General features: G+C 65.0%; 25 protein-coding genes and 2 pseudogenes. 15 read left to right on the top strand and 12 right to left on the bottom strand.

Annotated features, from left to right (window positions below; all coding sequences use genetic code 11):
* Nucleotides 1-25: 25 nt before the first annotated feature.
* The gene (locus A5906_RS40355) at nucleotides 26-646 is read left to right on the top strand and encodes a hypothetical protein (RefSeq protein WP_080140608.1); all 621 of its coding nucleotides are present in this window, start codon (nucleotides 26-28) and stop codon (nucleotides 644-646) included.
* A 117-nt stretch (nucleotides 647-763) separates the two neighbouring features.
* Here the strand turns inward: A5906_RS40355 and A5906_RS40350 are convergent, their stop codons facing one another.
* The gene (locus tag A5906_RS40350) at nucleotides 764-973 is read right to left on the bottom strand and encodes a hypothetical protein (protein WP_080140607.1); all 210 of its coding nucleotides are present in this window, start codon (nucleotides 971-973) and stop codon (nucleotides 764-766) included.
* A 32-nt stretch (nucleotides 974-1,005) separates the two neighbouring features.
* Nucleotides 1,006-2,007 (bottom strand): 2-dehydropantoate 2-reductase, encoded by a 1,002-nt coding sequence (locus tag A5906_RS40345; protein WP_080140698.1) that lies wholly within the window; start codon nucleotides 2,005-2,007, stop codon nucleotides 1,006-1,008.
* A 162-nt stretch (nucleotides 2,008-2,169) separates the two neighbouring features.
* On the opposite strand from A5906_RS40345, the gene A5906_RS40340 reads away from it, so the two are divergent.
* On the top strand, nucleotides 2,170-2,763 hold the full coding sequence (locus A5906_RS40340; protein WP_080140606.1) for a YidB family protein: 594 nt from the start codon (nucleotides 2,170-2,172) through the stop codon (nucleotides 2,761-2,763).
* Between the two features lie 42 nt (nucleotides 2,764-2,805).
* A complete protein-coding gene (locus A5906_RS40335) occupies nucleotides 2,806-3,078 on the top strand; it encodes a GlsB/YeaQ/YmgE family stress response membrane protein (RefSeq protein WP_080140605.1) in 273 nt (90 codons plus the stop codon).
* A gap of 128 nt (nucleotides 3,079-3,206) precedes the next feature.
* On the opposite strand, the gene A5906_RS40330 is transcribed toward A5906_RS40335, so the two are convergent.
* Nucleotides 3,207-3,992: an SDR family NAD(P)-dependent oxidoreductase gene (locus A5906_RS40330; RefSeq protein WP_080140604.1), complete on the bottom strand. Its 786-nt coding sequence runs from the start codon at nucleotides 3,990-3,992 to the stop codon at nucleotides 3,207-3,209.
* Between the two features lie 246 nt (nucleotides 3,993-4,238).
* On the opposite strand from A5906_RS40330, the gene A5906_RS40325 reads away from it, so the two are divergent.
* The 3 genes from A5906_RS40325 to A5906_RS40315 are packed head-to-tail and all read left to right on the top strand — an operon-like array spanning nucleotide 4,239 to nucleotide 7,312.
* Entirely contained in the window at nucleotides 4,239-5,303 is a 1,065-nt protein-coding gene (locus A5906_RS40325; protein WP_080140603.1) for an acyl-CoA dehydrogenase family protein, read from the top strand.
* Between the two features lie 18 nt (nucleotides 5,304-5,321).
* Entirely contained in the window at nucleotides 5,322-6,482 is a 1,161-nt protein-coding gene (locus A5906_RS40320) for an acyl-CoA dehydrogenase family protein (RefSeq protein ID WP_080140602.1), read from the top strand.
* A gap of 17 nt (nucleotides 6,483-6,499) precedes the next feature.
* Nucleotides 6,500-7,312 (top strand): enoyl-CoA hydratase/isomerase family protein, encoded by an 813-nt coding sequence (locus A5906_RS40315; protein ID WP_080140601.1) that lies wholly within the window; start codon nucleotides 6,500-6,502, stop codon nucleotides 7,310-7,312.
* 215 nt (nucleotides 7,313-7,527) lie between these two features.
* On the opposite strand, the gene A5906_RS40310 is transcribed toward A5906_RS40315, so the two are convergent.
* From A5906_RS40310 to A5906_RS40300, 3 genes are all read right to left on the bottom strand, one after another.
* The gene (locus tag A5906_RS40310; RefSeq protein ID WP_080140600.1) at nucleotides 7,528-8,277 is read right to left on the bottom strand and encodes a VOC family protein; all 750 of its coding nucleotides are present in this window, start codon (nucleotides 8,275-8,277) and stop codon (nucleotides 7,528-7,530) included.
* 2 nt (nucleotides 8,278-8,279) lie between these two features.
* Nucleotides 8,280-9,068 (bottom strand): enoyl-CoA hydratase, encoded by a 789-nt coding sequence (locus A5906_RS40305; RefSeq protein WP_080140599.1) that lies wholly within the window; start codon nucleotides 9,066-9,068, stop codon nucleotides 8,280-8,282.
* A gap of 135 nt (nucleotides 9,069-9,203) precedes the next feature.
* Entirely contained in the window at nucleotides 9,204-10,409 is a 1,206-nt protein-coding gene (locus A5906_RS40300) for an ABC transporter substrate-binding protein (protein WP_080140598.1), read from the bottom strand.
* 257 nt (nucleotides 10,410-10,666) lie between these two features.
* On the opposite strand from A5906_RS40300, the gene A5906_RS40295 reads away from it, so the two are divergent.
* Both A5906_RS40295 and A5906_RS40290 read left to right on the top strand, forming a co-directional pair.
* The gene (locus tag A5906_RS40295; RefSeq protein ID WP_080140597.1) at nucleotides 10,667-11,518 is read left to right on the top strand and encodes a thermonuclease family protein; all 852 of its coding nucleotides are present in this window, start codon (nucleotides 10,667-10,669) and stop codon (nucleotides 11,516-11,518) included.
* Between the two features lie 32 nt (nucleotides 11,519-11,550).
* Entirely contained in the window at nucleotides 11,551-13,041 is a 1,491-nt protein-coding gene (locus tag A5906_RS40290; protein ID WP_080140596.1) for a M48 family metalloprotease, read from the top strand.
* 231 nt (nucleotides 13,042-13,272) lie between these two features.
* On the opposite strand, the gene A5906_RS40285 is transcribed toward A5906_RS40290, so the two are convergent.
* Entirely contained in the window at nucleotides 13,273-14,601 is a 1,329-nt protein-coding gene (locus tag A5906_RS40285) for an MFS transporter (RefSeq protein ID WP_080140595.1), read from the bottom strand.
* Between the two features lie 180 nt (nucleotides 14,602-14,781).
* Between A5906_RS40285 and cyoA the strand changes: the two genes are divergently transcribed.
* The 7 genes from cyoA to A5906_RS40250 are packed head-to-tail and all read left to right on the top strand — an operon-like array spanning nucleotide 14,782 to nucleotide 21,695.
* Entirely contained in the window at nucleotides 14,782-15,942 is a 1,161-nt protein-coding gene (gene cyoA / locus A5906_RS40280) for a ubiquinol oxidase subunit II (protein WP_080140594.1), read from the top strand.
* Between the two features lie 11 nt (nucleotides 15,943-15,953).
* Nucleotides 15,954-17,951 (top strand): cytochrome o ubiquinol oxidase subunit I, encoded by a 1,998-nt coding sequence (gene cyoB, locus A5906_RS40275; RefSeq protein WP_080140593.1) that lies wholly within the window; start codon nucleotides 15,954-15,956, stop codon nucleotides 17,949-17,951.
* The gene (cyoC, locus tag A5906_RS40270; protein WP_080140592.1) at nucleotides 17,952-18,581 is read left to right on the top strand and encodes a cytochrome o ubiquinol oxidase subunit III; all 630 of its coding nucleotides are present in this window, start codon (nucleotides 17,952-17,954) and stop codon (nucleotides 18,579-18,581) included.
* Complete coding sequence (gene cyoD, locus A5906_RS40265; RefSeq protein ID WP_080140591.1) at nucleotides 18,578-18,958, top strand: cytochrome o ubiquinol oxidase subunit IV; 381 nt, start codon at nucleotides 18,578-18,580, stop codon at nucleotides 18,956-18,958. The genes cyoC and cyoD overlap by 4 nt, the downstream gene beginning before the upstream one ends.
* The gene (locus A5906_RS40260) at nucleotides 18,955-19,803 is read left to right on the top strand and encodes an SURF1 family protein (RefSeq protein WP_080140590.1); all 849 of its coding nucleotides are present in this window, start codon (nucleotides 18,955-18,957) and stop codon (nucleotides 19,801-19,803) included. The genes cyoD and A5906_RS40260 overlap by 4 nt, the downstream gene beginning before the upstream one ends.
* On the top strand, nucleotides 19,775-21,172 hold the full coding sequence (locus tag A5906_RS40255; protein WP_080140589.1) for an ATP-binding protein: 1,398 nt from the start codon (nucleotides 19,775-19,777) through the stop codon (nucleotides 21,170-21,172). The genes A5906_RS40260 and A5906_RS40255 overlap by 29 nt, the downstream gene beginning before the upstream one ends.
* On the top strand, nucleotides 21,162-21,695 hold the full coding sequence (locus tag A5906_RS40250) for a response regulator transcription factor (RefSeq protein WP_080140588.1): 534 nt from the start codon (nucleotides 21,162-21,164) through the stop codon (nucleotides 21,693-21,695). The genes A5906_RS40255 and A5906_RS40250 overlap by 11 nt, the downstream gene beginning before the upstream one ends.
* A gap of 39 nt (nucleotides 21,696-21,734) precedes the next feature.
* Here the strand turns inward: A5906_RS40250 and A5906_RS40245 are convergent, their stop codons facing one another.
* The 5 genes and pseudogenes from A5906_RS40245 to A5906_RS45895 all read right to left on the bottom strand — a co-directional run.
* On the bottom strand, nucleotides 21,735-22,478 hold the full coding sequence (locus A5906_RS40245; RefSeq protein ID WP_136615842.1) for a hypothetical protein: 744 nt from the start codon (nucleotides 22,476-22,478) through the stop codon (nucleotides 21,735-21,737).
* Nucleotides 22,479-22,535: 57 nt separating this feature from the next.
* Nucleotides 22,536-23,327 carry a CarD family transcriptional regulator gene (locus A5906_RS40240; protein ID WP_080140586.1) on the bottom strand — a complete coding sequence of 264 codons (792 nt, stop codon included), beginning with the start codon at nucleotides 23,325-23,327 and terminating at the stop codon, nucleotides 22,536-22,538.
* A gap of 343 nt (nucleotides 23,328-23,670) precedes the next feature.
* Nucleotides 23,671-24,009 (bottom strand): ferredoxin FdxA, encoded by a 339-nt coding sequence (gene fdxA, locus A5906_RS40235; protein ID WP_018643465.1) that lies wholly within the window; start codon nucleotides 24,007-24,009, stop codon nucleotides 23,671-23,673.
* A 132-nt stretch (nucleotides 24,010-24,141) separates the two neighbouring features.
* Nucleotides 24,142-24,411: pseudogene (locus tag A5906_RS40230) on the bottom strand (RNA-binding S4 domain-containing protein); the annotation flags it as partial.
* Nucleotides 24,412-24,421: 10 nt separating this feature from the next.
* Nucleotides 24,422-25,341, bottom strand: a pseudogene (locus A5906_RS45895) (helicase-related protein); the annotation flags it as partial.

The following is a 25,341-nucleotide window of genomic DNA, read 5'->3' as shown; positions in this document are numbered from 1 at the left end:
GTCGTGTAAGGAATGCTCTCGTAAAATGTCGGTTGTCGTTGCATCGCGTCGTGCGGCGCTTCTTATTGCCACAGCAGGAATTTTTCTGCTGACGCAGTCGCATGCCCAGGCCCAGTGGTGGAAGCGCGCGCCTATCGATTTCGAGGAATGCGCCGATATCGCCGAGAAGGCTGCAACGAAGGCCGAGAAGACATCCGCGCTCGCCGACTGCAACGCCAAGTTCGCCGGCCGTCGCAAGCCGGGTGGCGGCTACACCTATTACGACTTCCTCCAGGACCGCACCTTCGACATCGCCGGACCCAACCCGACCCCGGAGGAGCAGCGGAAGATCGACGAAGCCTATACCGCCTACCTCGCCAATCGGCGCCGCAGCAATGAAGCGGCCCAGGCCACCGCACGCCAGCAGCGCGAGCAGCAGGAGCAACAGGTGCAGCAGCTTCAGCGGGTCGCGCTGCGCACCGAGGCCGAGCGCGTGCCCGTTCCGGTCGAACGGCCCAAGGTGCAGCAGGCGGCGGGCCAGCGCCCGAAAGGCGCGCCCTGCACCAAGGGCTCGTTCTCCTGCGAATGGCCACGGCTGTCGGAAAGCTTGAACGACCTGAAGAGGCTGTTCAACCCGACGCCGAGCAAGCCGGCGAAAAAGGGGTAGCCAACCACAGCCGTCATTGCGAGCGCAGCGAAGCAATCCAGAGTCTTTCCGCGGACGGATTCTGGATTGCTTCGCTGCGCTCGCAATGACGCATGGATAGAGCTTCCCGCCCCATCCTCAATTCGCGTGCTTCTTCTTTGCCCGCTTCGGTTTGATCACCGGCGCATCCGCCGTTGGCGTCGCCGAACCACCCAGCTGCGACCTGCTTTCCTGCAATCGCCTGTCGTAGCCGGGCGAGGGCACGACCGTCGGCGGCCTGGCGTAGGCGAGCGTCGATGTGCCGCAGAGCGCGGCGAGAGCAAGCCCGATCATCAAGCTACGTTTCATCACGCGTCTCCATGGAATGACGGGCGCAAGCGCTAGCCGCGTATCTGCTGTGGCGAAAGCCCCGGGGGGCCCTTGCCGGCGTGTTCGGCCTCCCTGATCAGCGCAACAATGCGGCGCATCAGCGGCACGGCAACATTGTTCTGCTCGGCAAGCGCGATGACGGCGCCCTGCAGATAGTCGATCTCGGTTTTGCGGCCCTGCTTCAGATCCTGCCACATCGAGGAGCGCGCCTCGGGATCGATCTTCATGGTCCGTCCGAGGATCGCGTTGAAGATCATGTCGGGCAACCGCAGCAAGGTCGGAGACCAGTTCATCGGGATCGGGGTTGACGAGACCGGAGCGATGCCGGCGGCGTGCAGCGCGGCCAGCCCTTCCGCCATCTGGTCGGCGAACAGCCTTCGCCAGTCGCGGTTTGCCAGTTGCGCGGCGAGCGGCATGTCGGACAGCGCGCTGAGCGCGTTGTTCAGATTGATGATCAGCTTGCCCCATTGCACGCCGGTGATGTCGCCACTCGCGCGCATGTTGAGGCCGGGCACCGAAAGCGCCCCGGCGGTGTTTGCCGCGTCTGCTCCGACATGGATGTCGCCGGAGCTCGAGCGGTGGAAGCGCCCCTCACCCATCGCGACCACGTTGAACGGCACCATGCCGGCGAGCACAGGCCGGCCGCCAAGGCGTTCGCGCAAGACCGCGACATTGCCGATCCCGTTCTGAAGCGAGACGATGACGGCATCCTGCGGCGCATGCTGCGCGATCTGATCGGCGACATCGGCGGTGTCGGCGCTCTTCACCGTCACCAGCACGATGCCGGCGCTGTGGAAGATCGAAGGGTCTTCCGAGAGAGCGAGCTGGCCGGCATCGAGCTTCTTCTCCGAGCCGTCGAAATCGGTCAGGCGCAGGCCGAACCGCTCGATCTCGGTCTTCACCCGCGGCCGCACCAGGAGCGCGACCCGGCGGCCGGCGGATGCCAGCATGCCGCCGACGAAGCAGCCGATGGCGCCCGCGCCGGCCACCACGATGGATCGATCCGCAACCACCTTGTTCTCCTTAACGTTCCGCCTTGGATAGCAGAGGCAGCGCCGCCTGCCCATCGGTTGCGACGCATCCGCCTTGTAACCGTCATGAGAGCCCCATATGTTTTCGCCCCGGGGGCAGTCAGCGGCGAGCGCTCGCAGAACGAGACGCCAAAGGAGGCTACCATGGGTCTACTCGATGTCCTCAACGGCATGCAGAACGGCCCCCGCGGCCAGAGCACACCAAGCTCAGAGCAATCCTCCGGCGGCATGTCGCCGATGACGATGGCGCTGCTCGGCCTGCTCGCCTGGAAGGCCTTCAAGCATCTGACGGCGGGCCAGCCCGACGCCGCGCCTGCCCCGCAGCAGCGCTCACCGCTGCCGCCGCCGACGCCCGTCAATACCGGCAACGCCGCGCTCCCCGGCGGCAGCGGCGGCCTCAGCGATCTGCTCAAGGGCGGCCTCGGCGGCCTGCTCGCGGGTGGCGCGGCGGGCACCGTGCTGAGCGGCGGGCTCGGCGATCTCCTCAACCAGCTTCAGCAGGGCGGCCACGGCGAGGCCGCGAACTCCTGGGTCGGCAAGGGCGAGAACAAGCCGATCGCGCCCGGCGATCTCGCCAATGCGCTCGGCGCCGACCAGATCGAGAGCCTGTCCGCCCAGAGCGGCCTGTCGCGCGAGGAACTGCTCTCCGGTCTCAGCCAATATCTGCCGCAGGTGGTCGATCACCTGACGCCGGACGGACGGCTGCCGACCGAGAATGAGATCTCGGGAAGGATTTAATCAACGTCTGATCGACGCGTTCAGGACAAGGGGAGCACTGTCATGAGTTTCGGCGGCCTGTTGTGGATCATCGTCGTCGGCTTCGTCGCCGGCCTCATCGCGCGCTGGCTTGCACCGGGGCCGAACAATCCGAGCGGCTTCATCCTCACCACCATCCTCGGCATTGCCGGCGCGTTTCTGGCGACCTTCGTCGGCCAGGCCATCGGTCATTACAGCCCCGACCAGGGCGCCGGCTTCATCATGGCCACGATCGGCGCGGTGGTGGTGCTGTTCATCTGGCACCGCCTGGTGGCGAGCGGGGTGATAAAGGGGTAGGCCGCTGAGGCGTCGGTGGAAGTCACACTGCCTCCACGTCGTCATTGCGAGGAGCTCTTGCGACGAAGCAATCCAGACTGTCACCGCGGACAGGTTCTGGATTGCTTCGCTTCGCCCGCAATGACGAGTTAAGTAGTCAAATGCATCCCCGCATCCATGCGCACAACCTCGCCGGTCATGTTGCTGGAGGCGGGCATCGCCAGGAAGCAGACGAGTTGGGCGATGTCGTCGGCGCTCGATGCGACCTTGAGCGGCACCTTCGCCACCACGCTGTCGCGCACCTGCTTGGCGCCCGCCTCGCCGCGGCCCTTGGTGAACCAGGGCGTGTCGATATAGCCGGGGCACACCGTGTTGACGCGGATCAGCGGCGCCAGCGCGCGCGACAGCGACAAGGTCATGGTGTTGAGCGCGCCCTTGCTGGCGGCATAGGCGATCGACGAGCCGACGCCGCTGATGCCGGCGACCGACGACACGTTCACGACCGCCGAAGGCCGGCCCGACGCCTTCGCACCGGCCTCGAGCAGCCGGCGCGCCGCGCGCACCATCTGGAACGGGCCGATGGTGTTGACACCATAGAGCCGCTGGAAATCCTCCGCCGACAATCCGTCGAGATCGGCATGGGCGACATGCTTGGTGGTGCCGGCATTGTTGACGAGGATGTCGAGGCGGCCCCAGGCGCTGGCGGCCGCGACGATCTTGCGGCAATCCTCATCCTTGGAGACGTCGCCCTGCGCAACCAGGACCTCCGCCGCGCCAGCCTTGCGGCAGGCTTCCGCGGTGGCCTCGGCCTCCTTCTGGCTCGACGAATAGTTGATGACGAGCCGCGCCCCGCTCCGCGCGAGAATTTCCGCAGTCGCCGCACCCAGCCCGGATGCGGACCCCGTCACGATTGCGCACAAGCCGTCCTTTGCCATCCGGTATTTCCTTCCCTTTGTAACCTCAGGCGCCCTGTTTAGCGAGTTTGCCGCGCCCTGCAAATCGAGCAAACTCCGCTAAGCGGAATTAGTCCAGAGCGGCTCTCGTCCCCATGCCGATGCTGCAGATGGACCTGCGATCAACGCTTGTCAGGGCCATGGCTTTTTCCGATCATCGGGCGCAAGAAGAACCTGCGCGCCGCCCCGTCAGGCGGGACGCGCCAATGGCAAAACACGGGGAACGCTGTGGCGGAGAGTGACAATATCGTCGTCGAGACCGCGGAAAAAATCTTCGCCGATCTCGCCGACCCGCAAGAGATCAACAACGACAAGACGAATTCGTGGCAGGCGCCGCTGTGGCAGGCGCTGAGCGAAGCCGGCTTGCCGCTCTCCTGGGTGCCTGACGGTCTCGGCGGCTCCGGCGCGAGTCTTGCCGACGGCTTCGCGCTGCTGAACGCCGCCGGCCGCTTCGCGGTCGCGGTTCCCCTGGCCGAGACCATGCTGGCGGGCTGGCTGCTCGCCCAAGCGAGGATCGCTTCGCCCGAGGGCGAGATGACGGTCGTGCCGGCGTCTCCAAAGGATCGCATCATGCTTGATGCGGACGGGGCGCTCTCCGGCCGCGCCCGCGGTGTGCCCTTTGCGAAAGCGGCAAAGCATTTTGCCGTCCTGGCGCACGGCAAGGACGGCGCGGTCGTCGCGCTGGTCGATGCGAGCAAGGGGCGGATCGAATCCGGGCTCAATGTCGGCTACGACCACAGCGACACCGTGACGCTCGACAAGGTGCAGCCCCTTTCGATCAAACCGGCGCCGAAGGGCCTCGACCAGACAACGATGATGCTGATGGGCGGCGTTGCGCGCAGCCTTCAGATCGCGGGCGCCCTGGAATCGATGCTGGACATCTCCGTGCGCTATTCCAACGAGCGCGTCGCCTTCGAGAAGAAGATCTCGAAATTCCAGGCGGTGCAGCACAATCTCGCGCGCCTCGCCGGCGAATCCGCCGCAGCGCTTGCGGCCGCGACCTCCGCCGCCGACGCCATCGCGAATGCGCAGTCGTTCAACGACGAAGTCTATCTCGAGGCCGCCTCGGCAAAAATCCGCTGCGCGGAAGCTGCCGAAAAAGGCGGCGGCATCGCGCATCAGGTCCATGGCGCGATCGGCTTCACCATGGAGCACATCCTGCACCGCTACTCGCTGCGCGCGCTGGCCTGGCGCGACGATTTCGGTTCGGAAAGCCATTGGGCGGTCGAACTCGGCAAGCTGGTCGCCACCAGAGGCGCCGATGAATTGTGGCCGCTCGTGGCGTCGCGCTGATCAGGAGACGAGACAACAATGACCGCTGCCCTCCGTTTCGATCCGATCCGCCTGCCGGAAAAGTGCGAACAGCTGCGCAAGGAAGTGCGCGCGTTTCTCGCCGAGGAAATCGCCGCCGGCACCTTCGATCCGAACAAGCCCAACCGCGAGGACACCGACGCGCCGGAATTTTCCCGCCGGGTCGGCGCCAAGGGCTGGCTCGGGATGACCTGGCCGAAGAAATATGGCGGCCAGGAGCGCTCCTTCCTCGAACGCTACGTGGTGACCGAAGAGATGCGCGTCGCCAATGCCCCGACACGGCGGTTCTTCGTCGCCGACCGCCAGAGCGGGCCGGTGCTGCTGAAATATGCGCCCGAGCACATCAAGATGGAGATCTTGCCGCGCATCTGTCGCGGCGAGATCTGCTTTGCCATCGGCATGAGCGAGCCGAACTCCGGCTCCGACCTGTTCGCGGCGAAGACGCGCGCGACCAAGACCGATGGCGGCTATCTCATCAACGGCACCAAGATCTGGACCTCGTCCGCGCATATCGCCGACTACATGATCGCGATCTTTCGGACCTCGCCGCCGACCAAGGAGAACCGCCGCCACGGCCTGACGCAATTTTTGGTCAAGATGAAGCAGCCGGGCATCAAGGTAAATCCGATCGGCCAGATCACCGGCCAGTACGAGTTCAATGAGGTGGTCTTCACCGACTTCTTCGTGCCCGACGATCACGTGCTGGGCGAAGTCGACGGCGCCTGGAAGCAGGCGACATCAGAACTCGCCTATGAGCGCTCGGGCCCCGAGCGCTTTCTCGAAACCTACTACGTGCTGACGGAGCTGGTGCGCGCGGTCGGTCCTAGTCCGGACACGCGCAGCGCCGAAGGCATCGGCCGGCTGGTCGCGCAGCTCCACACCATGCGACGCATGTCGGTCTCGGTGGCCGGCATGCTGGAAGCCGGCAAGGAGCCGGTGGTCGAAGCGTCCATCGTCAAGGACATCGGCACGGTCTGGGAGCAGCAGCTGCCGCATCGCGTCCGCGATCTTGCCGCCTTCGTCGAGGAGACCGCGACCAACCGCGAGACCTTGGAGCGGCAGCTCGACTTCGCCATCAAGACCGCACCGAAACTCACCATCCAGGGCGGCACCACTGAAGTCCTGCGCGGCATCATCGCGCGTGGTTTGGGGCTGCGCTAATTCAATCGAGGACCATCATGAGCACGTATAAAGACATCGGCGTTGAAAAAGTCGGCCACGTCGGCACCATCGAGATCCGCAGGCCCCCGCTCAACTTCTTCGACATCTCGCTGATCAACCAGATTGCGGATGCGCTCGACGAGTTCGACCGCGACATCGAGATCCGCGCTTCGGTCCTCTCGGCGCAGGGCAAGGCGTTCTGCGCCGGCGCCAATTTCGGCGACCCGGCGCGGCAGGCGCAGGAAGCGCGCGAAGCCGAGAAGAAGGGCGATCCGGCCGACAATCTGGGGCCGATCAACCATCTCTACATCCAGGCTGTGCGCATCTTCCGCGCCAAGAAGCCGATCGTCGCCGCTGTGCAAGGAGCTGCCATCGGGGGCGGCCTTGGTCTCGCGGTGTCCGCGGATTTCCGCGTCACCTGTCCCGAAGCGCGCTTCTCCGCGAATTTCACAAAACTCGGCTTCCATCCCGGCTTCGGCCTCACCGTGACGCTGCCCGAGCTGATCGGCAAGAACAACGCCGAGCTGATGTTCTACACCAGCCGCCGCGTCACCGGCGAAGAGGCGGTCAAATGGGGCCTCGCCAACGAGCTGGTGCCGCAGGACCAGGTGAAATCGGCCGCAATGAAGCTCGCCAATGAGATCGCCGAATGCTCCCCGCTCGGCCTGCTCTCCACCCGCGCCACGATGCGCAATGGCCTCGCGGACCGCGTGATGGCCGCGACCAATCACGAGCTCGCCGAGCAGACGCGCCTGCGCGCGACTGAAGATTTCAAGGAAGGCGTGAAGGCCACCGAAGAGCGACGCGCGGCGAATTTTAGGGGAAGGTGATCGACGCGTTTTGCCGTGTCACTCTGACGTCGCTACAACCCCCAGGTCGTCCCGGCGAAGGCCGGGACCCATAACCACGGGGAGTGGTTTCAGGACGAGCAGGTGACTCCGAGTGTTCGCAGAACAATTGCTGCGGCGTATGGGTCCCGGCCTTCGCCGGGACGACAACAATCTTTGACGTGCTACCCTCGCTATCATCGGCGAACCGACGATCGTCACGCACCAAGCCGGAACGTCACCCCGCCGAGCAAGAACTCATTGCCCGCGACCGCAAGGCCCCTCGCCTTGGCGGCATGCAGCACCTGAGCCGCGTCAGCCACCCGAAACTCCAGCGCGCTCATGATCTCGCTGGCGCCCTTCACGAAGCGGAGGATCGCGTTGGGCAGCTTCAATTCGCTATCGATCGGCGCGATCCCGATGATCTTGCCCCAATGCTCCGCGAGCCCCGCCGGATCCGGGCTCTGCATCTCCACCGCCGTCAGCGCCTGCGTCATGTCCGTGCGGATGAATTTCTGCCAGTCCGGCCCCGCCGGCGGATACGGGCCCAGGATGTCGTCGCTGCCTTCGGTGTGGTTGAACTCGATGAAGGCGGCACGGCAGTCGCGGGGGTGGAGCTGCACGCCGTGATAGGGCGCGTGGTCGATCACGTTGGCGGTGCGCACGCCCATGGCGTTGGCATGACGTCCGCGCTCGTCGGGATCATCGCAGCAGAAGATCGCCATGTAGCCGCCGCGGCCGCCGGTCTTCTCGATGAAACGGCCGGCCGTGGTGCCGTCCTTGAACGGCGCCACCACCTCCAGCAGGATCGTGTCGACCGGAAGCAGCGCATTCTCCAGGCCGTATTTGGCGACATTGCCGTCGCGGTAGCAGACGGCGAGGCCCATGATCCGGGCGATGTCGGAGATCACGGGCTCGAGCTGCGGCGCGACCAGGCAAATCTGCCGCAAGCGCATATAGGGCGCCATCGTCACTCGCCCCTGAAGGCAGGCTTGCGCTTCTCGACGAAGGCTTTTGCGGCCTCCTTGTGATCGGCGGTGTCGCCGCAGCGGGTGTGGTGGATCGCCTCGCCGTCGAAGCAATCCTCCAGCGCCAGATGCTCGGCGTTGTTGATGTTGCGCTTGATGAAACCGAGCGCGATCGAGGGCCCTTGCGCCAGCGACAGCGCGAGCTCGTGCGCGGCGGCATCGACCTCGGCGTCGGGCACGACCTTCGTCACCATGCCGATCGCATGTGCTTCCCTCGCCGTGAGCACCGGTGACATCAGGTAGAGCTCGCGCGCCCGCGCGCTGCCGAGAAGCTGGGTCAGGAAATAGGTGCCGCCGTAATCGCCGGAGAAGCCGACTTTTGCGAAAGCCGTGGTGATCTTGCAGGATTCGCTGGCGATACGGAGATCACAGGACAGCGCCATCGACAGGCCGGCGCCGGCCGCGGCGCCATCGAGCTGCGCCACCACGGGTTTCGGCATCTGGTGCAGGATGCGCGAGACCTCCATGCCGCGGCGCAAATTTGCGAGCTTCTGCTCGAACGGCAGCGGCGCGCGGCCCTCGGCCATCGACTTGACGTCACCGCCGACGCAGAACGAACCGCCGGCGCCCTTGAACAGCACCGCGCGCACCTCCGGATCGTCAGCGGCGCGCCGCGCGGCCTCGACCAGCCCGCGCACCATGTCGGGGTTGAGCGCGTTCTTCCGCTCCGGACGGTTCATGGTGATGGTGAGCAGCCCGCCTTCCAGCTTCTGCAGGACCATGTCGTTCATGGGACGTCTCCCTTGTTGTTGTTTGACCGAGCTATCACCCACCCGTCATTGCGAGCGTAGCGAAGCAATCCAGAGATGTTTCCGCGGAGACAATCTGGATTGCTTCGTCGCAAGAGCTCCTCGCAATGACGAGACTTATTTCTTCACCAGCGGGCAGCGCGACTGCTCCAGCGACTGGAACGCCTCGCTGCCGGGCACGGTGGCGAGCAGCTTGTAGTCGTCCCAGCGGCCCTTGGATTCCGACGGCTTCTTCACCTCGAACAGATACATGTCGTGGATCATGCGGCCGTCCTCGCGGATCTTGCCGTTCTTCGCGAAGAAGTCGTTGATCGGAGTCTCCTTCATCACCTTCATCACCGCGGCGGCATCCGTCGTGCCGGCTGCCTTCACGGCTTTCAGATAATGCGTCACGGACGAATAGACGCCGGCCTGCGCCGAGGTCGGCGGCCGCTTCACGCGCTCCATGAAGCGCTTCGAGAACGCGCGCGTCTCGTCGTTCATGTCCCAGTAGAAGGCTTCCGCCAGCAGCAGGCCTTGCGCGGTCTCCAGCCCGATCGAGTCGATGTCGGTGACGAAGGCGAGCAGCGGCGAGACCTTCTGACCGCCCTTCATGATGCCGAACTCGGCGGCCTGCTTGATGGCGTTGACGGTGTCGCCGCCCGCGTTGGCGAGCCCGATCACTTTGGCCTTGGAGGCCTGGGCCTGAAGCAGGAACGAGGAGAAATCCGACGTGTTGAGCGGATGGCGGACGCTGCCGACCACCTTGCCGCCGGTCTTGGTCACGACGTTGCTGGTGTCCTTTTCCAGGTCCTGGCCGAAGGCGTAATCGGCCGTGAGGAAGAACCAGGTGTCGAGGCCCGACTTCACGGCCGCAAGGCCGGTCACGTTGGCCTGGCCGAAGGTATCGAATACGTAATGCACGGTATAGGGACCGCAGGCCTCGTTGGAGAGACGGATCGAGCCTGGTCCGTTGAAGATGATGATCTTGTTGCGCGCTTTCGCGATCTCGCCGGCGGCGAGTGCCGTCGCGGACGCCGCGACGTCGTAGATCATCTCGACGCCCTGATTGTCCAGCATGTCGCGGGCGATGTTGCCGGAGAGATCGGCCTTGTTGAGATGGTCCGCCGCCAGCACCTGGATCTTGCGTCCCAGCACCTCGCCGCCGAAATCCTCAACGGCCATCTTCGCTGCAGTCTCGCTGCCGGGACCGGTGATGTCGGCATACAGGCTCGACATGTCGAGGATGCCGCCGATCTTGAGTGGCGGCTTGTCCTGGGCCTGCGCGGCGCTTGCACTCAGGGCAAACGCAGCGGCAAAAATGCCGGACAAAATATTCTTCATCGAAAAAGACCTCCCTTATCGCGCCGTACTCTGATGGCGGCTTGGTTATCGTTGTTCCGGCAATCATGCCGCATGCCCGGGAGGGCAGCAAGCGCGCGGGTGCTGAGAGCGCGCGATTGCCGCGCGTGTTTTCCGCAAAGCGGAATGGTGGGGCACAGCGAAATGTTTCGACTCCGTCATTGCGAGCGCAGCGAAGCAATCCAGAAATGCATCCGCGGAAAGATTCTGGATTGCTTCTCCGCGAAGGGCTCCTCGCAATGACGGCGTACGAGGAAGCCCTTTCGCGACCCGCCACGCTTGAGTTAAACTCCGGACGTAACACAACCTCTCCGGGTCACGTGACGCAACGGCTTCCCTTCATCGTCGCATGTCTTCTCGTCGCGGGTCACTCCGCGTTCGCGATGCCATGCCACTTCGAGACGCAAGGCGAAGGCCGCGTCACTGCCATCGTCGATGGACGGAGCGTGCGCCTCGATGACGGTCGCGAGGTCCGCCTTGCCGGCATCGAGCCAACGGCGACGACGAAGCAGGCTCTGGCATCTTTGCTGGTCGGACGCGACGTGACGCTGCGGAGCACCGACGACACGCCCGACCGTTATGGCCGTCAGGGCGCGTTCGTCTTCATCGGCGAAAGCGACGCTTCGGTGCAGGCCACGCTGCTGGCCCAGGGCGAGGCCATCGCCTCCGCCGAAATCGCCGACAAGGACTGCGCGGCCGCCCTGATGGCGTCGGAGGCGCAGGCAAGGCGCCAAAAAATGGGCAACTGGGCTGACCCATTGGCCATAAAAAACGCGGAAAGTCCGGACGATATTTTGGCGGGGATCGGGCGCTTTATGGTGGTCGAGGGCAAAGTCCTGTCGGTCCGGCAAGCTGGGGCAACGACCTACCTCAACTTCGGACGGAACTGGACACGCGGCTTCGCCGTGACTATTTCAAGGCGCGCGCTACCGGCATTCGAAAGCGCCGGGATCTCCCTTAAGGCCTTGGAGAATAAGCGAATTCTTGTCCGAGGCTGGATCGAGGGGAATACGGGGCCGCGTATCGATGTGCGTCTCTTGGGACAGGTTGAATTGCTGGGCGCAAATGAGCCTACTGGGGTAAGGCCTTAACGGCCGGGCACGGGTTAAGCAACGTGAATGGGGTGCTAGAACGGCACGGACTGGGTGATTGCCGCCGCCTGCGGGCTGCGCCGGCCGCGCTTTGCCTTGCGCTGGGCGGGCTTCTTGCCGGCTGCGGCGATATGGGCCGGTTCCAGACCGCCGCCGCGCCGCCCACGGTCGCGATGCCCAAGCCGAAGCCGGCGGTGGCGCAGACCCCCGCCACCGAGAAGGAGCACGAGCGCATCCTGGCGAGCTATGGCGGCGCCTATGACGACCCCAGACTCGAATCGCTTGTCAGCAAGACCGTCGACCGGCTGGTCGCCGCGTCCGACCGCCCCGACCAGGGCTACAAGGTCACCATTCTCAACTCCGGCGCGGTGAACGCCTTCGCGCTGCCGAACGGCCAGCTCTATGTCACGCGCGGACTGCTTGCGCTGGCGAGCGACACGTCGGAATTGTCCTCCGTGCTCAGCCACGAGATGGCGCACGTGCTGTCCAAGCACGCCGCGATGCGCGAGGACCAGGCGCGCCAGGCCGCGATCGTCACCCGCGTCGTCACCGACATGAGCAATGATCCGGATCTCACCGCGCTCGCGCTCGCCAAGACCAAGCTCACCATGGCGAGCTTTTCGCGTAACCAGGAGTTCGAGGCCGATGGCATCGGCGTCGGCATCTCCGCGAAAGCGCATTTCGATCCCTATGGCGCGGCCCGCTTCCTCTCCGCGATGGAGCGCAATGCCGAGCTGAAGGCCGGCAAGAGCTCGCTCGATCCGCGCGCGCAGGATTTCACCTCGTCGCATCCGGCAACGCCGGAGCGCGTGCAGAACGCGCAGAACATCGCGCGGCAATATGCGGCGCCCGAAGGCGCCGAGCGCGACCGCGAGAGCTATCTCGCTGCGATCGACAACCTCGTCTATGGCGAAGACCCCAGCGAAGGCTTTGTCCGCGGCCGCCGTTTCCTGCATCCGAAGCTCGGCTTCACCTTCCAGGCGCCTGACAATTTCACGCTCGACAACACAGCGCAGGCCGTGATCGGCGTGCGCGACGGCGGCTCGCAGGCGATGCGCTTCGACGTGGTGCGCGTGCCGGCCGAGCAGTCGCTCGGCGATTACCTCAATTCCGGCTGGATGGAAGGCGTCGAGAAGGCCTCGACCGAGGACCTCACCATCAACGGCTTCCCGGGCGCGTCCGCCACCGCCAAGGGCGACCAGTGGCAGTTCAAGGTCTATGCGCTGCGTTTCGGCAGCGACGTCTATCGCTTCATCTTCGCCACCCGTCAGAAGTCGACCGAGAGCGAGCGCAACGCGCGCGAGACCGTCAACTCATTCCGCCGCCTGACGCTCGACGAGATCCAGGCCGCGCGCCCATTGCGCATCAAGGTCATCACCGTGCAGCCCGGCGACACCGTGGAATCGCTCTCCCACCGCATGTCCGGCGTCGATCACCCCGCCGAACGCTTCCGCGTGCTCAACGGCCTCGACCGCACCGCGCAGGTGAAGGTGCGCGATCGCGTGAAGATCGTGGCGGATTGACGTGCGTTAAGCGCCCGTCATCCCGGAGCGCGCTGAGCGCGAACGCGGGATCTCGCTCGACAAATTCCGCTGTCGTCCCGGACAAGCGCGCCAAAGCGCGCGCACATCCGGGATGACCCATAATCACACGACTACAGAACGGGCACGCTGGCAGCTCCAGCGCGCTTCAACAATAAACAATCGGGCTAATGGGCTGGCTTTCGCCAGGACGACACCGAGATTGTCTGGGCCCTAAGCGCCCGCGTCCATATCCCCCGCCTCGCGCTGGCCGCTCAGCCAGAGCGCGAGCAGGGTCCAGAACGCGCCGGAGAGCAGATACGCGCCCGAGGCGATGACACCGAGATTGGTGGCGAGCAGCAGCGCCACCAGCGGGGCGAAGCCGGCGCCGAACAGCCAGGCCATGTCGGAGGTCAGCGCGGAGGCCGTGTAGCGATAAGCCTGCTTGAAGTTCGAGGCGATCGCGCCGGAGGACTGGCCGAAGGAAAGACCCAGCAGGATGAAGCCGATCACCATGTAGATGGTCTCGCCGAACGCGCCGGCATCGAGCAGCTGCGGGGCAAAGCCGCTGTAGATCGCGATCGCGATCGCCGACCCCATCAGGAGCGACTTGCGGCCGACGCGGTCGGCGATGATTCCGGACGCGACGATCGCGGCGACGCCGAACACGGCGGCGACGATCTCGATGATCAGGAAGCGCACCGGGCTCTCGCGGGTGAACAGGAACACCCAGGACAGCGGAAACACGGTGACCATGTGGAACAGCGCGAAGCTCGCCAGCGGCGCGAACGCACCGAGCATGATGTTGTGGCCTTCGCGGGCGACGGTGTCGGAGATGCGCGAGGGCTGCAATTCGCGGGTCTCGAACAGCGAGGCATATTCCTCCGTCGTCACCATGCGCAGGCGCGCGAACAGCGCCACGACGTTGATGGCGAACGCAACGAAGAACGGATAGCGCCAGCCCCAGTCGAAGAAGTCGTCGGCCGAGAGGTTGCCGGCGAAATAGGCGAACAGCGCGCTCGCCACGATCAGCCCGAGCGGAGCGCCAAGCTGCGGCACCATTGCGTACCAGCCGCGCTGGGAGGCCGGCGCATTCAGCGCCAGCAGCGAGGCCATGCCGTCCCAGGCGCCGCCCCAGGCCAGACCCTGCGCGATGCGCGCCAGCGCCAGCAGCCAGATCGCGGCGACGCCGATCTCGTGATAGCCGGGCAGGAAGGCGAGCGCGACGGTGGCGGTACCGAGCAGGAACAGCGCCGAGACCAGCTTGGCCGTCTTGCCGTACTCACGGTCGACCGTCATGAAAATGACGGTGCCGATCGGCCGGGCCAAAAACGCCAGCGCGAAGATCATGAAGGAATAGAGCGTGCCGGTCAGCTCGCTGGTGAACGGAAACACCAGGCGGGGAAACACGATCACCGACGCGATCGCGAACACGAAGAAGTCGAAGAATTCCGAGGTGCGGCCGATGATGACGCCGATGGCGATCTCGCCGGGACTGGCCTGGTCGTGGCCGTGCTCACCCGTGTGGAGGTCTGCCATTGCAGGGGTCTGTGCCGTCGCCATTCGTGCGCCCTTAACGTCCTGAAAACCAAAGCCGACCGCCCGGCGGGAGCCAGGCGATCCCGCCTTGTCTGGCCCAACATTCCGCACTGCAACATTGGACAAATTGTCCAATGTCCGGATTGCTGCGTCGCAGCTACCCGTTGGCCCCGCAAAGGAAACTCATTCTCAAAGGCTCGGCCCGTGTCTCGTCTCAAGATCCTGGCGCTACTACCTCTGGCTGCCGCACTCAGCGGCTGCGACTACGTCGTGCTGGCGCCAGCCGGCGACATCGCTGCCCAGCAGCGCGACCTCGTCATCATCTCCACCGTCCTGATGCTCCTGATCGTCGTCCCCGTGATGGCGCTGACGGTGCTGTTCGCCTGGCGCTACCGCCAGTCCAACACTTCGGCCCGCTATGAGCCGGAATGGGACCATTCGACCAAGCTCGAGCTGGTGATCTGGTCGGCGCCGCTGCTGATCATCGTCTGCCTCGGCGCGCTGACCTGGATGGGCACGCATCTGCTCGACCCCTATCGCACCCTCGGCCGCATCAAGGCGGAGCAGGCCGTGGACCAGTCCAAGGCCCCGCTCGAGGTCGATGTCGTCGCGCTCGACTGGAAGTGGCTCTTCATCTATCCGGATTACGGCATCGCCGCCGTCAACGATCTCGCAGCTCCCGTCGATCGTCCGATCAACTTCCGCATCACCGCTTCCTCGGTGATGAACTCGTTCTACATCCCCGCGCTCGCCGGCCAGATCTACGCGATGCCGGGCATGGAGACCAAGCTCCACGCCGTCGTGAACCACGCCGGCACCTACAAGGGCTTCTCGGCCAACTACAGCGGCGCCGGCTTCTCCGGCATGCACTTCAACTTCCAGGGCCTCGACGACAAGGGCTTTGACGCCTGGATCGCCAGCGCCAAGTCCTCCGGAAGCTCGCTCGGCCGCGCCGAATATCTCCAGCTCGAAAAGCCCAGCCAGAACGAGCCGGTGCGCCGCTACGGCACCATCGATTCCGATCTCTACCGCCTGATCCTCAACATGTGCGTCGAGACCGGCAAGATGTGCCAGAGCGAGATGATGGCGATCGACGCCAAGGGCGGTCGCGGCCATGAAGGCCTGAACAACACCCTGCCCCTTACTTACGACAAGTACGCCCGCCGCGGCACCCCGCTTGGACCCGAGCCGACCTTCGTCGCCGGCACCTGCACGCCGGATGCGCCGCAGGGCCAGACCACCGCGTCGATCAAGGCTCCGACCGACATTGCGCCGCTCACCGGCGCCGGCCTGAAGCGGCCGACCTTCACGCCGCTGAAGTCCTCGTCCTTCTTCCTCGGACAGCGTCCGAAGTCAGACTCCTAAAGAGAGCTCGCATGTCTCCTGATCTTCTCAAGCTCATCTTCGGCCGGCTCGGCATCGAATCGCTGCCGCTGCACGAGCCGATCGTCGTCGGCACCTTCGTGGTGGTCGCGCTCGGCGGCGCCACGCTGCTCGCCGGCCTCACCTATTTCCGCCTCTGGGGCTACCTGTGGCGCGAATGGTTCACCACCGTGGACCACAAGCGCATCGGCATCATGTACATGATCCTCGGCATCGTGATGCTGCTGCGCGGCTTCGCCGACGCGCTGATGATGCGCGGCCAGCAGATGCTCGCCTTTGGCGGCTCCGAGGGCTATCTCAACGCCCATCACTACGACCAGGTCTTCACCGCCCACGGCGTGATCATGATCTTCTTCGTGGCGATGCCGCTGGTCACCGGCCTGATGAACTATGTCGTCCCGCTGCAGATCGGCGCGCGCGACGTGTCGTTCCCGTTCCTGAACAATTTCAGCTTCTGGATGACGGTCGGCGGCGCGGTGCTGGTGATGGCCTCGCTGTTCATCGGCGAGTTCGCCCGCACCGGCTGGCTGGCTTATCCGCCGCTGTCGAACATCGGCTACAGTCCCGACGTCGGCGTCGACTATTACATCTGGGCGCTGCAGGTCGCCGGCGTCGGCACGACGCTATCCGGCATCAACCTGATCTGCACCATCGTCAAGCTGCGCTGCCCGGGCATGACCATGATGAAGATGCCGGTGTTCACCTGGACCTCGCTCTGCACCAACATCCTGATCGTCGCCTCCTTCCCGGTCCTGACCGTCGTGCTCGCGCTGCTCTCGCTCGACCGCTACGTCGGCACCAACTTCTTCACGAACGATTTCGGCGGCAGCCCGATGATGTACGTGAACCTGATCTGGATCTGGGGCCACCCCGAGGTCTACATCCTGGTTCTTCCCGCCTTCGGCATCTTCTCGGAGGTCACCTCGACCTTCTCCGGCAAGCGGCTGTTCGGCTACACCTCGATGGTCTACGCCACGGTCGTCATCACCATCCTGTCGTACCTGGTGTGGCTGCACCATTTCTTCACGATGGGATCTGGCGCCAGCGTCAACTCGTTCTTCGGCATCACCACGATGATCATCTCGATCCCGACGGGTGCGAAGATGTTCAACTGGCTGTTCACGATGTATCGCGGCCGCATCCGTTACGAATTGCCGATGATGTGGACCATCGCCTTCATGCTGACGTTCGTGGTCGGCGGCATGACCGGCGTGCTGCTCGCGGTACCGCCGGCCGACTTCGTGCTGCACAACAGCCTGTTCCTGATCGCGCACTTCCACAACGTGATCATCGGCGGCGTGGTGTTCGGTGCGTTCGCCGGCATCAACTACTGGTTCCCGAAGGCGTTCGGCTTCAAGCTCGATCCGTTCTGGGGCAAGATGTCGTTCTGGTTCTGGGTCACCGGCTTCTACCTGGCCTTCATGCCGCTCTACGTGCTCGGCCTGATGGGCGTGACCCGCCGCCTGCGCGTGTTCGACGATCCTAGCTTGCAGATCTGGTTCGTCATCGCAGCGATCGGGGCGCTGTTCGTCTTCATCGGCATTCTCTCGATGCTGATGCAGTTCGCAGTGAGCCTGCTCAAGCGCGAACAGCTCAAGGACGTCACCGGCGATCCCTGGGACGCGCGCACGCTGGAATGGGCGACCTCATCGCCGCCGCCGGACTACAACTTCGCCTTCACCCCCGTCGTTCACGACAATGACGCGTGGTGGGACATGAAGAAGCGCGGCTATCAGCGTCCGCTCACCGGGTTCAAGCCGATCCACATGCCCAGCAGCACCGGCACCGGCGTCATTCTCGCCGGCCTCGCCACCGCGATGGGTTTCGGCCTGATCTGGTACATCTGGTGGCTGGCGGCCGTGAGCTTCATCGCGATGCTCGCCGTCGGTATCGGTCACACCTTCAACTATCACCGCGACTTCGACATCCCGGCTGAGGACGTCATCCGGACCGAGGACGCGCGCACCAAACTGCTCGCCGGAGCCAAGTAAATGACGATCGCTGTCAATCCCACGCAAACAGGCGAGCCGCTGTTCTATCTCGCCGACGAACACCCGCATCCGGAAGGCTACAGCACCTCGCTCGGCTTCTGGATCTACCTGATGAGCGACTGCCTCATCTTCGCGATCCTGTTCGCCACCTTCGGCGTGCTCGGGGGCAACTACGCCGCCGGCCCCGCGCCGAAGGACCTGTTCGACCTGAACCTCGTCGCGGTGAACACCTCGATGCTGCTGCTGTCGTCGATCACGTACGGCTTTGCCATGCTGACCATGCAGCAGAACAAGGTCGCCCAGACGCAGATCTGGCTGGCGATCACCGGCTTGTTCGGCGCCGCCTTCATCGGCATCGAGCTCACCGAGTTCGCCCACATGATCCACGAAGGCGCCACCCCTCAGCGCAGCGCCTTCCTGTCCGCCTTCTTCACCCTGGTCGGCACCCACGGCCTGCACGTCAGCTGCGGCCTGATCTGGCTGGTGACCCTGATGGTGCAGGTCGGGAAATTCGGCCTGATCGAGGCCAACCGCCGCCGCCTGATGTGCCTGTCGATGTTCTGGCACTTCCTCGACGTGGTCTGGATCGGCGTCTTCACCTTCGTCTATCTCCTGGGAGTTCTGCGATGAGCACCGATACCCACGCAGCCGGCGCGCACGACCATCACCACGACGACGGCCACGCCCACAGCACGTTCTCGGGCTACATGCTCGGCTTCGTGCTCTCGGTCGTGCTGACCGCGATCCCGTTCTGGCTGGTGATGAGCGGCGCGCTGCCGAGCAAGCAGATCACCGCGCTGGTCATCATGGCCTTCGCGGTCGTGCAGATCGTCGTGCACATGATCTACTTCCTGCACATGAACACCAAGTCCGAGAACGGCTGGAGCATGATGGCGCTGATCTTCACCATCGTCATGGTGGTGATCGCGCTGTCCGGTTCGCTGTGGGTGATGAGCCATCTCAACAGCAACATGATGCCCATCCACCAGATGAGCGGAATGAAGTGAGCGATCTCGGGACCGTGACGAGCAAGGGAAACGCGACGCGCGGCAAGGCTGCACGTCCGTCCCTGTGGCTCACGGTCCTGTCGCTCACGGCCTTTGCAATTCTGATCGCCCTCGGCGTCTGGCAGATCGAGCGCCGCGCCTGGAAGCTGGCGCTGATCGACCGGGTCGAGCAGCGCGTCCATGCCCCGGCCCAGCCGATTCCCGCGCCCGCGGCGTGGCCCGCCGTCACCGCCGCAAGCGACGAGTACAGGCACGTCAGCGTGGCCGGCCGCTTCCTGCACGACCGCGAGACGCTGGTTCAGGCCGTGACCGAGGAAGGCGCGGGCTATTGGGTGCTGACGCCGCTTCAGCGCGGCGACGGCACGCTGGTTCTGGTCAACCGCGGCTTCGTGCCGACCGAGCGGCGCGACGCATCGACGCGTCTAGGCGGTAATCCCGAGGGCCGGGTCGAGATCACCGGCCTGTTGCGCATCACCGAGCCGAAGGGCGGCTTCCTCCGCAACAACGTTCCCCAGCACAACCGCTGGTATTCGCGGGATGTCGCCGCGATCGCGGCCTCACGCGGTCTGCACGACGTCGCCCCGTTTTTCGTCGATGCCGACGCGGGATCACAAAGCGCCGGCGGGCCGATCGGCGGATTGACCGTGATCCGCTTTCCCAATAACCACCTGATCTATGCGCTGACGTGGTTTGCCCTGGCTTTCATGTTGGCCGGTAAACTTTTCGTCACATTCGGCGGCGGGCTGTTCCGTCGCAGGCGCTTCGTCCACGAACCGGCCGGCGGCCCAGATGCCGCCGCCCGCAGGACGGGATCAGATGCTGGAACGATCGTCGAACAGGCCTGACGACGGAAGAACGCCTTCCCAACCATTTGGCGAGCTGGCCGTCACGCTGCAATCGCCGCCGGACGCGCGCAGCGAGCTGATCGGCGCTGCGCCCACCGACGACGAGACCAACCGCAAGAACATGACGCTGCTGATCCAGCTGCGCTGGACCGCGGTGGTCGGCCAGATCGTGACCATCGGCGGCGTGCATTTCTGGCTCGGCATTCCCTTGCCGCTGGAGCGGATGGGCGCCGTGATCGGCGCGCTGGTGCTGCTCAACGTCTCGAGCCTGGTCTGGGTGCGCCATCGCGCCGCGATCTCCAGCAACGAGTTGCTGGTCGCCCTGATGCTCGACGTCGCGGCGCTGACCGCGCAGCTTTACCTCAGCGGCGGCGCGACCAATCCCTTCACCTCGCTGTTCCTGCTCCAGGTGACGCTGGCTGCCGTGCTGCTCGACGCCCGCTCGACCTGGTCGCTGGTGGCGCTGACCTGCGCATGCTTCGTCTGGCTGACCTTGGCCTATCGACCGCTCGACTTGCCGCCGAATCCGCTCAGCGAGACCTACACGCTCACCGTCGCCGGCATGCTGCTCGGCTTCGCGCTCAACGCCGTGCTGCTGGTCGTGTTCGTGACCCGCATCAACAGGAATTTGCGCGAGCGCGACGCGCATCTGGCGGCGCTGCGCCAGCATGCGGCCGAGCAGGATCACATCGTTCGCATGGGCCTCCTGGCCTCCGGCGCCGCGCATGAGCTCGGCACGCCGCTGGCCTCGCTCTCGGTGATCCTGAGCGACTGGCGCCGCATGCCGGACCTTGCCTCCAGGCAGGAGCTCGCCGAGGACCTCGCGGAGATGGAGACCTCGCTGCAGCGCTGCAAGTCGATCGTGACGGGCATCCTGGTATCGGCCGGCGAAGCCCGCGGCGAAGGCTCCTCGCCGACGACGGTGACGGCTTTCGTCACCGCGCTGGTGGAAGAGTGGCGCGACGCGCGTTCGGCGCGCACGCTCTATTTCGTCAACACCTTCGGCGAGGACGTCGCGATCGTCTCGGACGTCGCGCTGAAGCAGGTCATCTTCAACGTGCTCGACAACGCTTACGAGGTTTCGCGCGAATGGGTCGAGCTGCTCTCCGAGCGCGAGGGCGACAATCTCGTGCTGTCGATCTCCGACCGCGGCCCGGGCTTTGCGCCGGAGATGCTGGCGCAGCTAGGAAAGCCCTATCAATCGAGCAAGGGCCGCCCCGGCGGCGGGCTCGGCCTGTTCCTGGTGGTGAATGTGGTGCGCAAGCTGGGTGGCAGCGTGACCGCCGAGAACCACAGGAAGCGCGGCGCCACCGTCCGCCTGACGCTGCCGCTCGCAACCCTCGCGATCGGAGGCAGCTTTGACCCCTGACCGTTCGCTCATCGTCGTCGAGGACGATTCCGGCTTTGCGCGCACGCTGAAGCGCTCGTTCGAGCGCCGCGGCTACGAGGTCGTGATCGCCGCCTCGATCGAGGAGGTGCGCAAGGTGCTGGAGGAGCGCTCCTTCGGCCATGCCGTGGTCGACCTAAAGCTCGGCGGCGCCTCGGGGCTCGCCTGCGTCGAGCTGCTGCACACGCACGATGAGGACATGCTGATCGTGGTGCTGACCGGCTTTGCCAGCATCTCCACCGCCGTCGAGGCCATCAAGCTGGGCGCCTGCCACTATCTGGCAAAGCCGTCGAACACCGACGACATCGAGGCCGCCTTCCACAAGGCCGAAGGCAACGCCGAGGTCGCGCTCGACGCGCGGCCGACCTCGATCAAGACGCTGGAATGGGAGCGCATCCACCAGACCCTGATCGAGACGGATTTCAATATCTCGGAAGCGGCGAGAAGGCTCGGCATGCACCGGCGCACGCTGGCGCGGAAGCTCGAGAAGCGGCCGGTGAAATAGGCTGACGCGCAGCAGCGCGGTGCCGCCCGAGAGAGCGGCCTACTTCTTCACCTCTCCCCGGGACGTGACGGTGAGGTCGACCCCCTCCTGATCGAAACGCGCATTGACGTCGAAGCGACAGGGCTTCGTCGCTCTGCACCCGGTCCGCCACGTCGTCAGGTCGCTGTAGCTGCCTGCGATGGCGAAGATGTCGTTGGGCTTGGAGGTCAGGGTCGCATCGAGATAGTAAGACACCCGCGCGGCAAGGGATGCCGCCATGTCGAGGCTCAGGCGACTGGCGCCATCGGGATAATCCTGCGCCCATCGCCGCTTCCACCTGACGCTGCATGCACCGTCGGGAAGCTTTGCGGTCGGAAGCATGAAATCGATGATGGGGTAGCCGCCGGCGATATCGCCGTCCTCGTCGCCAGTCTTCGACAGAATGGCGGTATCCGGAAACGATCCGTCCTCCTTGCCCCACATGTGTACCGCGCGGGTGACGATCCGATAGCCGTCGGGAAGAAGCTGGGCGGGCAGGCTCGCTGTCACGGGCTCGGCGAGGCACGCGGAGCGGAAGGCGGTCAGAACATTTGCAAGGCCGCGCAGATCTGCGGTGTGTCCATATTTGAATACGATGTGCTCGGCTGCTGCCGCATGAAGCGTCATGCAGCACAGGAGGAGGCAGGACTGAAGGGCGCGGAGGATCGACTTGGCCATCTCGGTGAAACTGCCTGGCGCTGCTTTCATCAGTGCCTGCGGACCTGCTCCCGGTTCACTGGAATCAATGAGCGAGACCGCGCGCAAACAAAAAGCCCGGCCGAACGGCCGGGCTTTTGATTTCTTTGCGCGGAACGAAGCTGCTTACGCGGCCTCGTCGGCGACGGTGGTGTCGTCGCCATCGGTATCGTCGGTGTCACCTTCGGCATCCGTATCGCCCTCGCCGTCGGCGGCTTCCGCCTTGGCGTTGGCGCGACGCGGGCTCTTGGCGAGCTGGGCCTCGATCTCCTTGACCGCTTCGGTCTCGGTCGAGTGCTGCACCACCGCGATCTCGCGGGACAGACGATCGAGCGCCGCTTCATAAAGCTGGCGTTCGGAGTAGGACTGCTCCGGCTGCGACTCCGAGCGGTAGAGATCGCGCACGACTTCGGCGATCGCGACGATGTCGCCCGAATTGATCTTCGCTTCGTACTCCTGGGCGCGGCGCGACCACATGGTGCGCTTGACGCGGGCACGGCCCTTGAGGGTCTCGAGCGCCTTCTTGACGAGGGCGGGCTCGGACAGCTTGCGCATGCCGACATTGGCGACCTTGGCGGTCGGAACGCGCAGCGTCATCTTGTCCTTGATGAAATTGATGACGAACAGTTCGAGCTTCGCGCCGGCGATCTCCTGCTCCTCGATGGCCAGGATCTGGCCGACGCCGTGGGCGGGATAAACGACGAACTCGTTGGCCTTGAAGCCCTGACGCTGGGTCACGACCTTCTTTTCCTCGACCTTCGGCGCAGCAGCGGGCTTTGCGGCCGGCTTGGCAGCAACGGGAGCCTTCGCAGGAGCAGCAACAGGGGCCTTCGGCGCGGGCTTGGCAGCGGGAGCCTTGGCAGCAACAGGCTTGGAAACGGTCGCTTTCGCGGCCGGCTTGGCAGTCTTGTTAGGCATTGCGCTTCTTTTGTTCTTCGAGGACTTTGCAGCCGGCGCCTTCGTCGCGGTCCGACCCTTGGATGCGCTACGGCTGGCCGCGGCGACTTTTTTGGCCTCCTTATGGGAAGCCCTCGCTGAAGTACTCTTTTTACGCGTTTTCTGTGACACAGCCTGCGCGCGGAAACTGCCACGCCCCTGTTCGACATTTGGTTTCACGGGAACCCAGAGGGGCCAACGGGGCTGACGGGGTTCGGCTTAATGTGCCCAATATAGCACATTTCCCGCAAAAATCAATGATTTAGGGGTCTTGAGGCTGGTTTTCGGCCGCAACGAAGGTATTAGGGTTAAGTTTGGGCGGAAATTAGTCTCCCGAGCCCGGGTTCGGAGAAAAATATTTCTCGAACTTGCCTTCCATACCGTCGAATTCCTTCGCGTCGGCGGGTGATTCTTTCTTTTGGGTGATGTTCGGCCAGCTCTTGGCGTAATCGGCGTTGACCTGGAGCCACTTTTCCAGCCCCGGTTCCGTGTCCGGCTTGATGGCGTCGGCGGGGCATTCCGGCTCGCACACGCCGCAATCGATGCACTCGTCGGGGTGGATGACGAGCATGTTGTCACCCTCGTAGAAGCAGTCGACCGGGCAGACCTCGACGCAGTCGGTGTACTTGCACTTGATGCAGTTTTCAGTGACGACGTAGGTCATCCAACGCTCCGAAAAGCTCTTTTAAAAGTCGCGGCTTGCGTAGCGCGGATGGCCCGGCGCCGCAAGGTCGGGAAGACCCGATCATGACGGCTTTGTGTGATTGATCGACCAAGAAATGAACGCGAAGCGCAATTAATTGCGATTTGCTCCACTCAGCTCCTCATAGAGCACGCGCGCGGAGGCGGCATCGCCGCGGCGCTCGTTGAAGCCGGTGACCTTCAACACCCGCACGGTGCGGTCGAGGGCGATGGTGAGGACATCGCCGAGCTTGATCGCATGGCCGGGCGAGGTCTCGCGCGTGCCATTGACGCGAACGTGGCCGGATCCGACGAGCTCGGCCGCCGAGGTGCGCGCCTTCACCACCCGGGCGTGCCACAGCCATTTGTCGAGGCGCTGCCGCTCGGTCGTGGGATCACTCCTTGCGACCGGACAGCTGCTCTTTCAGCGCGGCGAGTTTTGCGAACGGCGAGTTCGGATCGATGGGACGATCGCGCTCGCGCGGGTTCGCGCTCGAGGCGTAGGGCCGCAGCGACGGACCCGACTCGCGGTCGCGACGATCGCGGCCCTTGTCGCGGTCACGGCCACCACGGTGCTCGCGGCCGCTGTCGCGATCGCCGGGCTTGCCTTTGCCCCGATCACGATCGCGATCCTTGCCCTCGAAGCGGCGATTGTTGTCGCTGCGCTGCTCGCGGCGCTCGCCACCACCTTCTTCGCGGCCCTTGCGGAAGTCTTTGCGATGTCCGCTATGACGGTGACCCGGCTTCGCGCCTTCGGCGGCTTCGCCGGGCGCGGCGCTCGCTGCATCGGGTGCAGCGCCGGCCTCAGCACCGGCTTGCGGGCGCGGCTGATGATGGTGGCGCTGGTGGCGATGACGCTCGTGGCGCGGCTTGCGATCCTCGTGACGGCCGCCGGGACGCCAGACCTCGACCAGCTCGGGCTCGGCGGGTGTCGCTGCGGCCTCGACCGGCGCGGCGGCATCGGGCGATGCGGCGGCTTCGGTCGCCGCGGTCTCGGCAGGTGCGGCTTCCAGGCCGGCAGCCTCGACCGGCACTGCCGCCTCGTCAGTCGGCGGCGCGATGCCGGGGGCATCTTCGGGCGTGAAGGGCGCGTCGGGAGACGCTTCGAGCGCCGGCTCGTCATGGGCGGGCTCGTCGTGCTGCTCCATGCCGGGCGCGTCTTCAACGGTGACGGCTTCAACAGCAGCCTCGGCAGCCGGCGTCTCCTCCGGCAGTCCGGCGACGGCCTCAGCCGCAGTCTCGGTTGACGTCGCAGCGGCGCCTTCAGCGGGCGGCGTCTCCGCCGCAACCGTCTCGACGGCAGCAGGCGCGGCGG

The organism is Bradyrhizobium sacchari, from assembly GCF_002068095.1.
Taxonomy (GTDB): Bacteria; Pseudomonadota; Alphaproteobacteria; order Rhizobiales; family Xanthobacteraceae; genus Bradyrhizobium; species Bradyrhizobium sacchari.
This window is presented reverse-complemented; position numbering and strand designations above follow the sequence as displayed.

Excerpts from the sequence above, each read along its gene's own strand:
- A5906_RS40330 (WP_080140604.1), bottom strand. The coding sequence starts at position 3,992 with ATGGCAAAGGACGGCTTGTGCGCAATCGTGACGGGGTCCGCATCCGGG.
- A5906_RS40320 (WP_080140602.1), top strand. The coding sequence starts at position 5,322 with ATGACCGCTGCCCTCCGTTTCGATCCGATCCGCCTGCCGGAAAAGTGC.
- A5906_RS40295 (WP_080140597.1), top strand. The coding sequence starts at position 10,667 with ATGACGGCGTACGAGGAAGCCCTTTCGCGACCCGCCACGCTTGAGTTA.
- A5906_RS40255 (WP_080140589.1), top strand. The coding sequence starts at position 19,775 with ATGCTGGAACGATCGTCGAACAGGCCTGACGACGGAAGAACGCCTTCC.
- A5906_RS40315 (WP_080140601.1), top strand. The coding sequence starts at position 6,500 with ATGAGCACGTATAAAGACATCGGCGTTGAAAAAGTCGGCCACGTCGGC.
- fdxA (WP_018643465.1), bottom strand. The coding sequence starts at position 24,009 with ATGACCTACGTCGTCACTGAAAACTGCATCAAGTGCAAGTACACCGAC.
- A5906_RS40355 (WP_080140608.1), top strand. The coding sequence starts at position 26 with ATGTCGGTTGTCGTTGCATCGCGTCGTGCGGCGCTTCTTATTGCCACA.
- A5906_RS40285 (WP_080140595.1), bottom strand. The coding sequence starts at position 14,601 with ATGGCGACGGCACAGACCCCTGCAATGGCAGACCTCCACACGGGTGAG.
- A5906_RS40310 (WP_080140600.1), bottom strand. The coding sequence starts at position 8,277 with ATGGCGCCCTATATGCGCTTGCGGCAGATTTGCCTGGTCGCGCCGCAG.
- cyoC (WP_080140592.1), top strand. The coding sequence starts at position 17,952 with ATGACGATCGCTGTCAATCCCACGCAAACAGGCGAGCCGCTGTTCTAT.
- A5906_RS40300 (WP_080140598.1), bottom strand. The coding sequence starts at position 10,409 with ATGAAGAATATTTTGTCCGGCATTTTTGCCGCTGCGTTTGCCCTGAGT.
- A5906_RS40350 (WP_080140607.1), bottom strand. The coding sequence starts at position 973 with ATGAAACGTAGCTTGATGATCGGGCTTGCTCTCGCCGCGCTCTGCGGC.
- cyoD (WP_080140591.1), top strand. The coding sequence starts at position 18,578 with ATGAGCACCGATACCCACGCAGCCGGCGCGCACGACCATCACCACGAC.
- A5906_RS40335 (WP_080140605.1), top strand. The coding sequence starts at position 2,806 with ATGAGTTTCGGCGGCCTGTTGTGGATCATCGTCGTCGGCTTCGTCGCC.
- A5906_RS40240 (WP_080140586.1), bottom strand. The coding sequence starts at position 23,327 with ATGCCTAACAAGACTGCCAAGCCGGCCGCGAAAGCGACCGTTTCCAAG.
- A5906_RS40305 (WP_080140599.1), bottom strand. The coding sequence starts at position 9,068 with ATGAACGACATGGTCCTGCAGAAGCTGGAAGGCGGGCTGCTCACCATC.
- cyoB (WP_080140593.1), top strand. The coding sequence starts at position 15,954 with ATGTCTCCTGATCTTCTCAAGCTCATCTTCGGCCGGCTCGGCATCGAA.
- A5906_RS40340 (WP_080140606.1), top strand. The coding sequence starts at position 2,170 with ATGGGTCTACTCGATGTCCTCAACGGCATGCAGAACGGCCCCCGCGGC.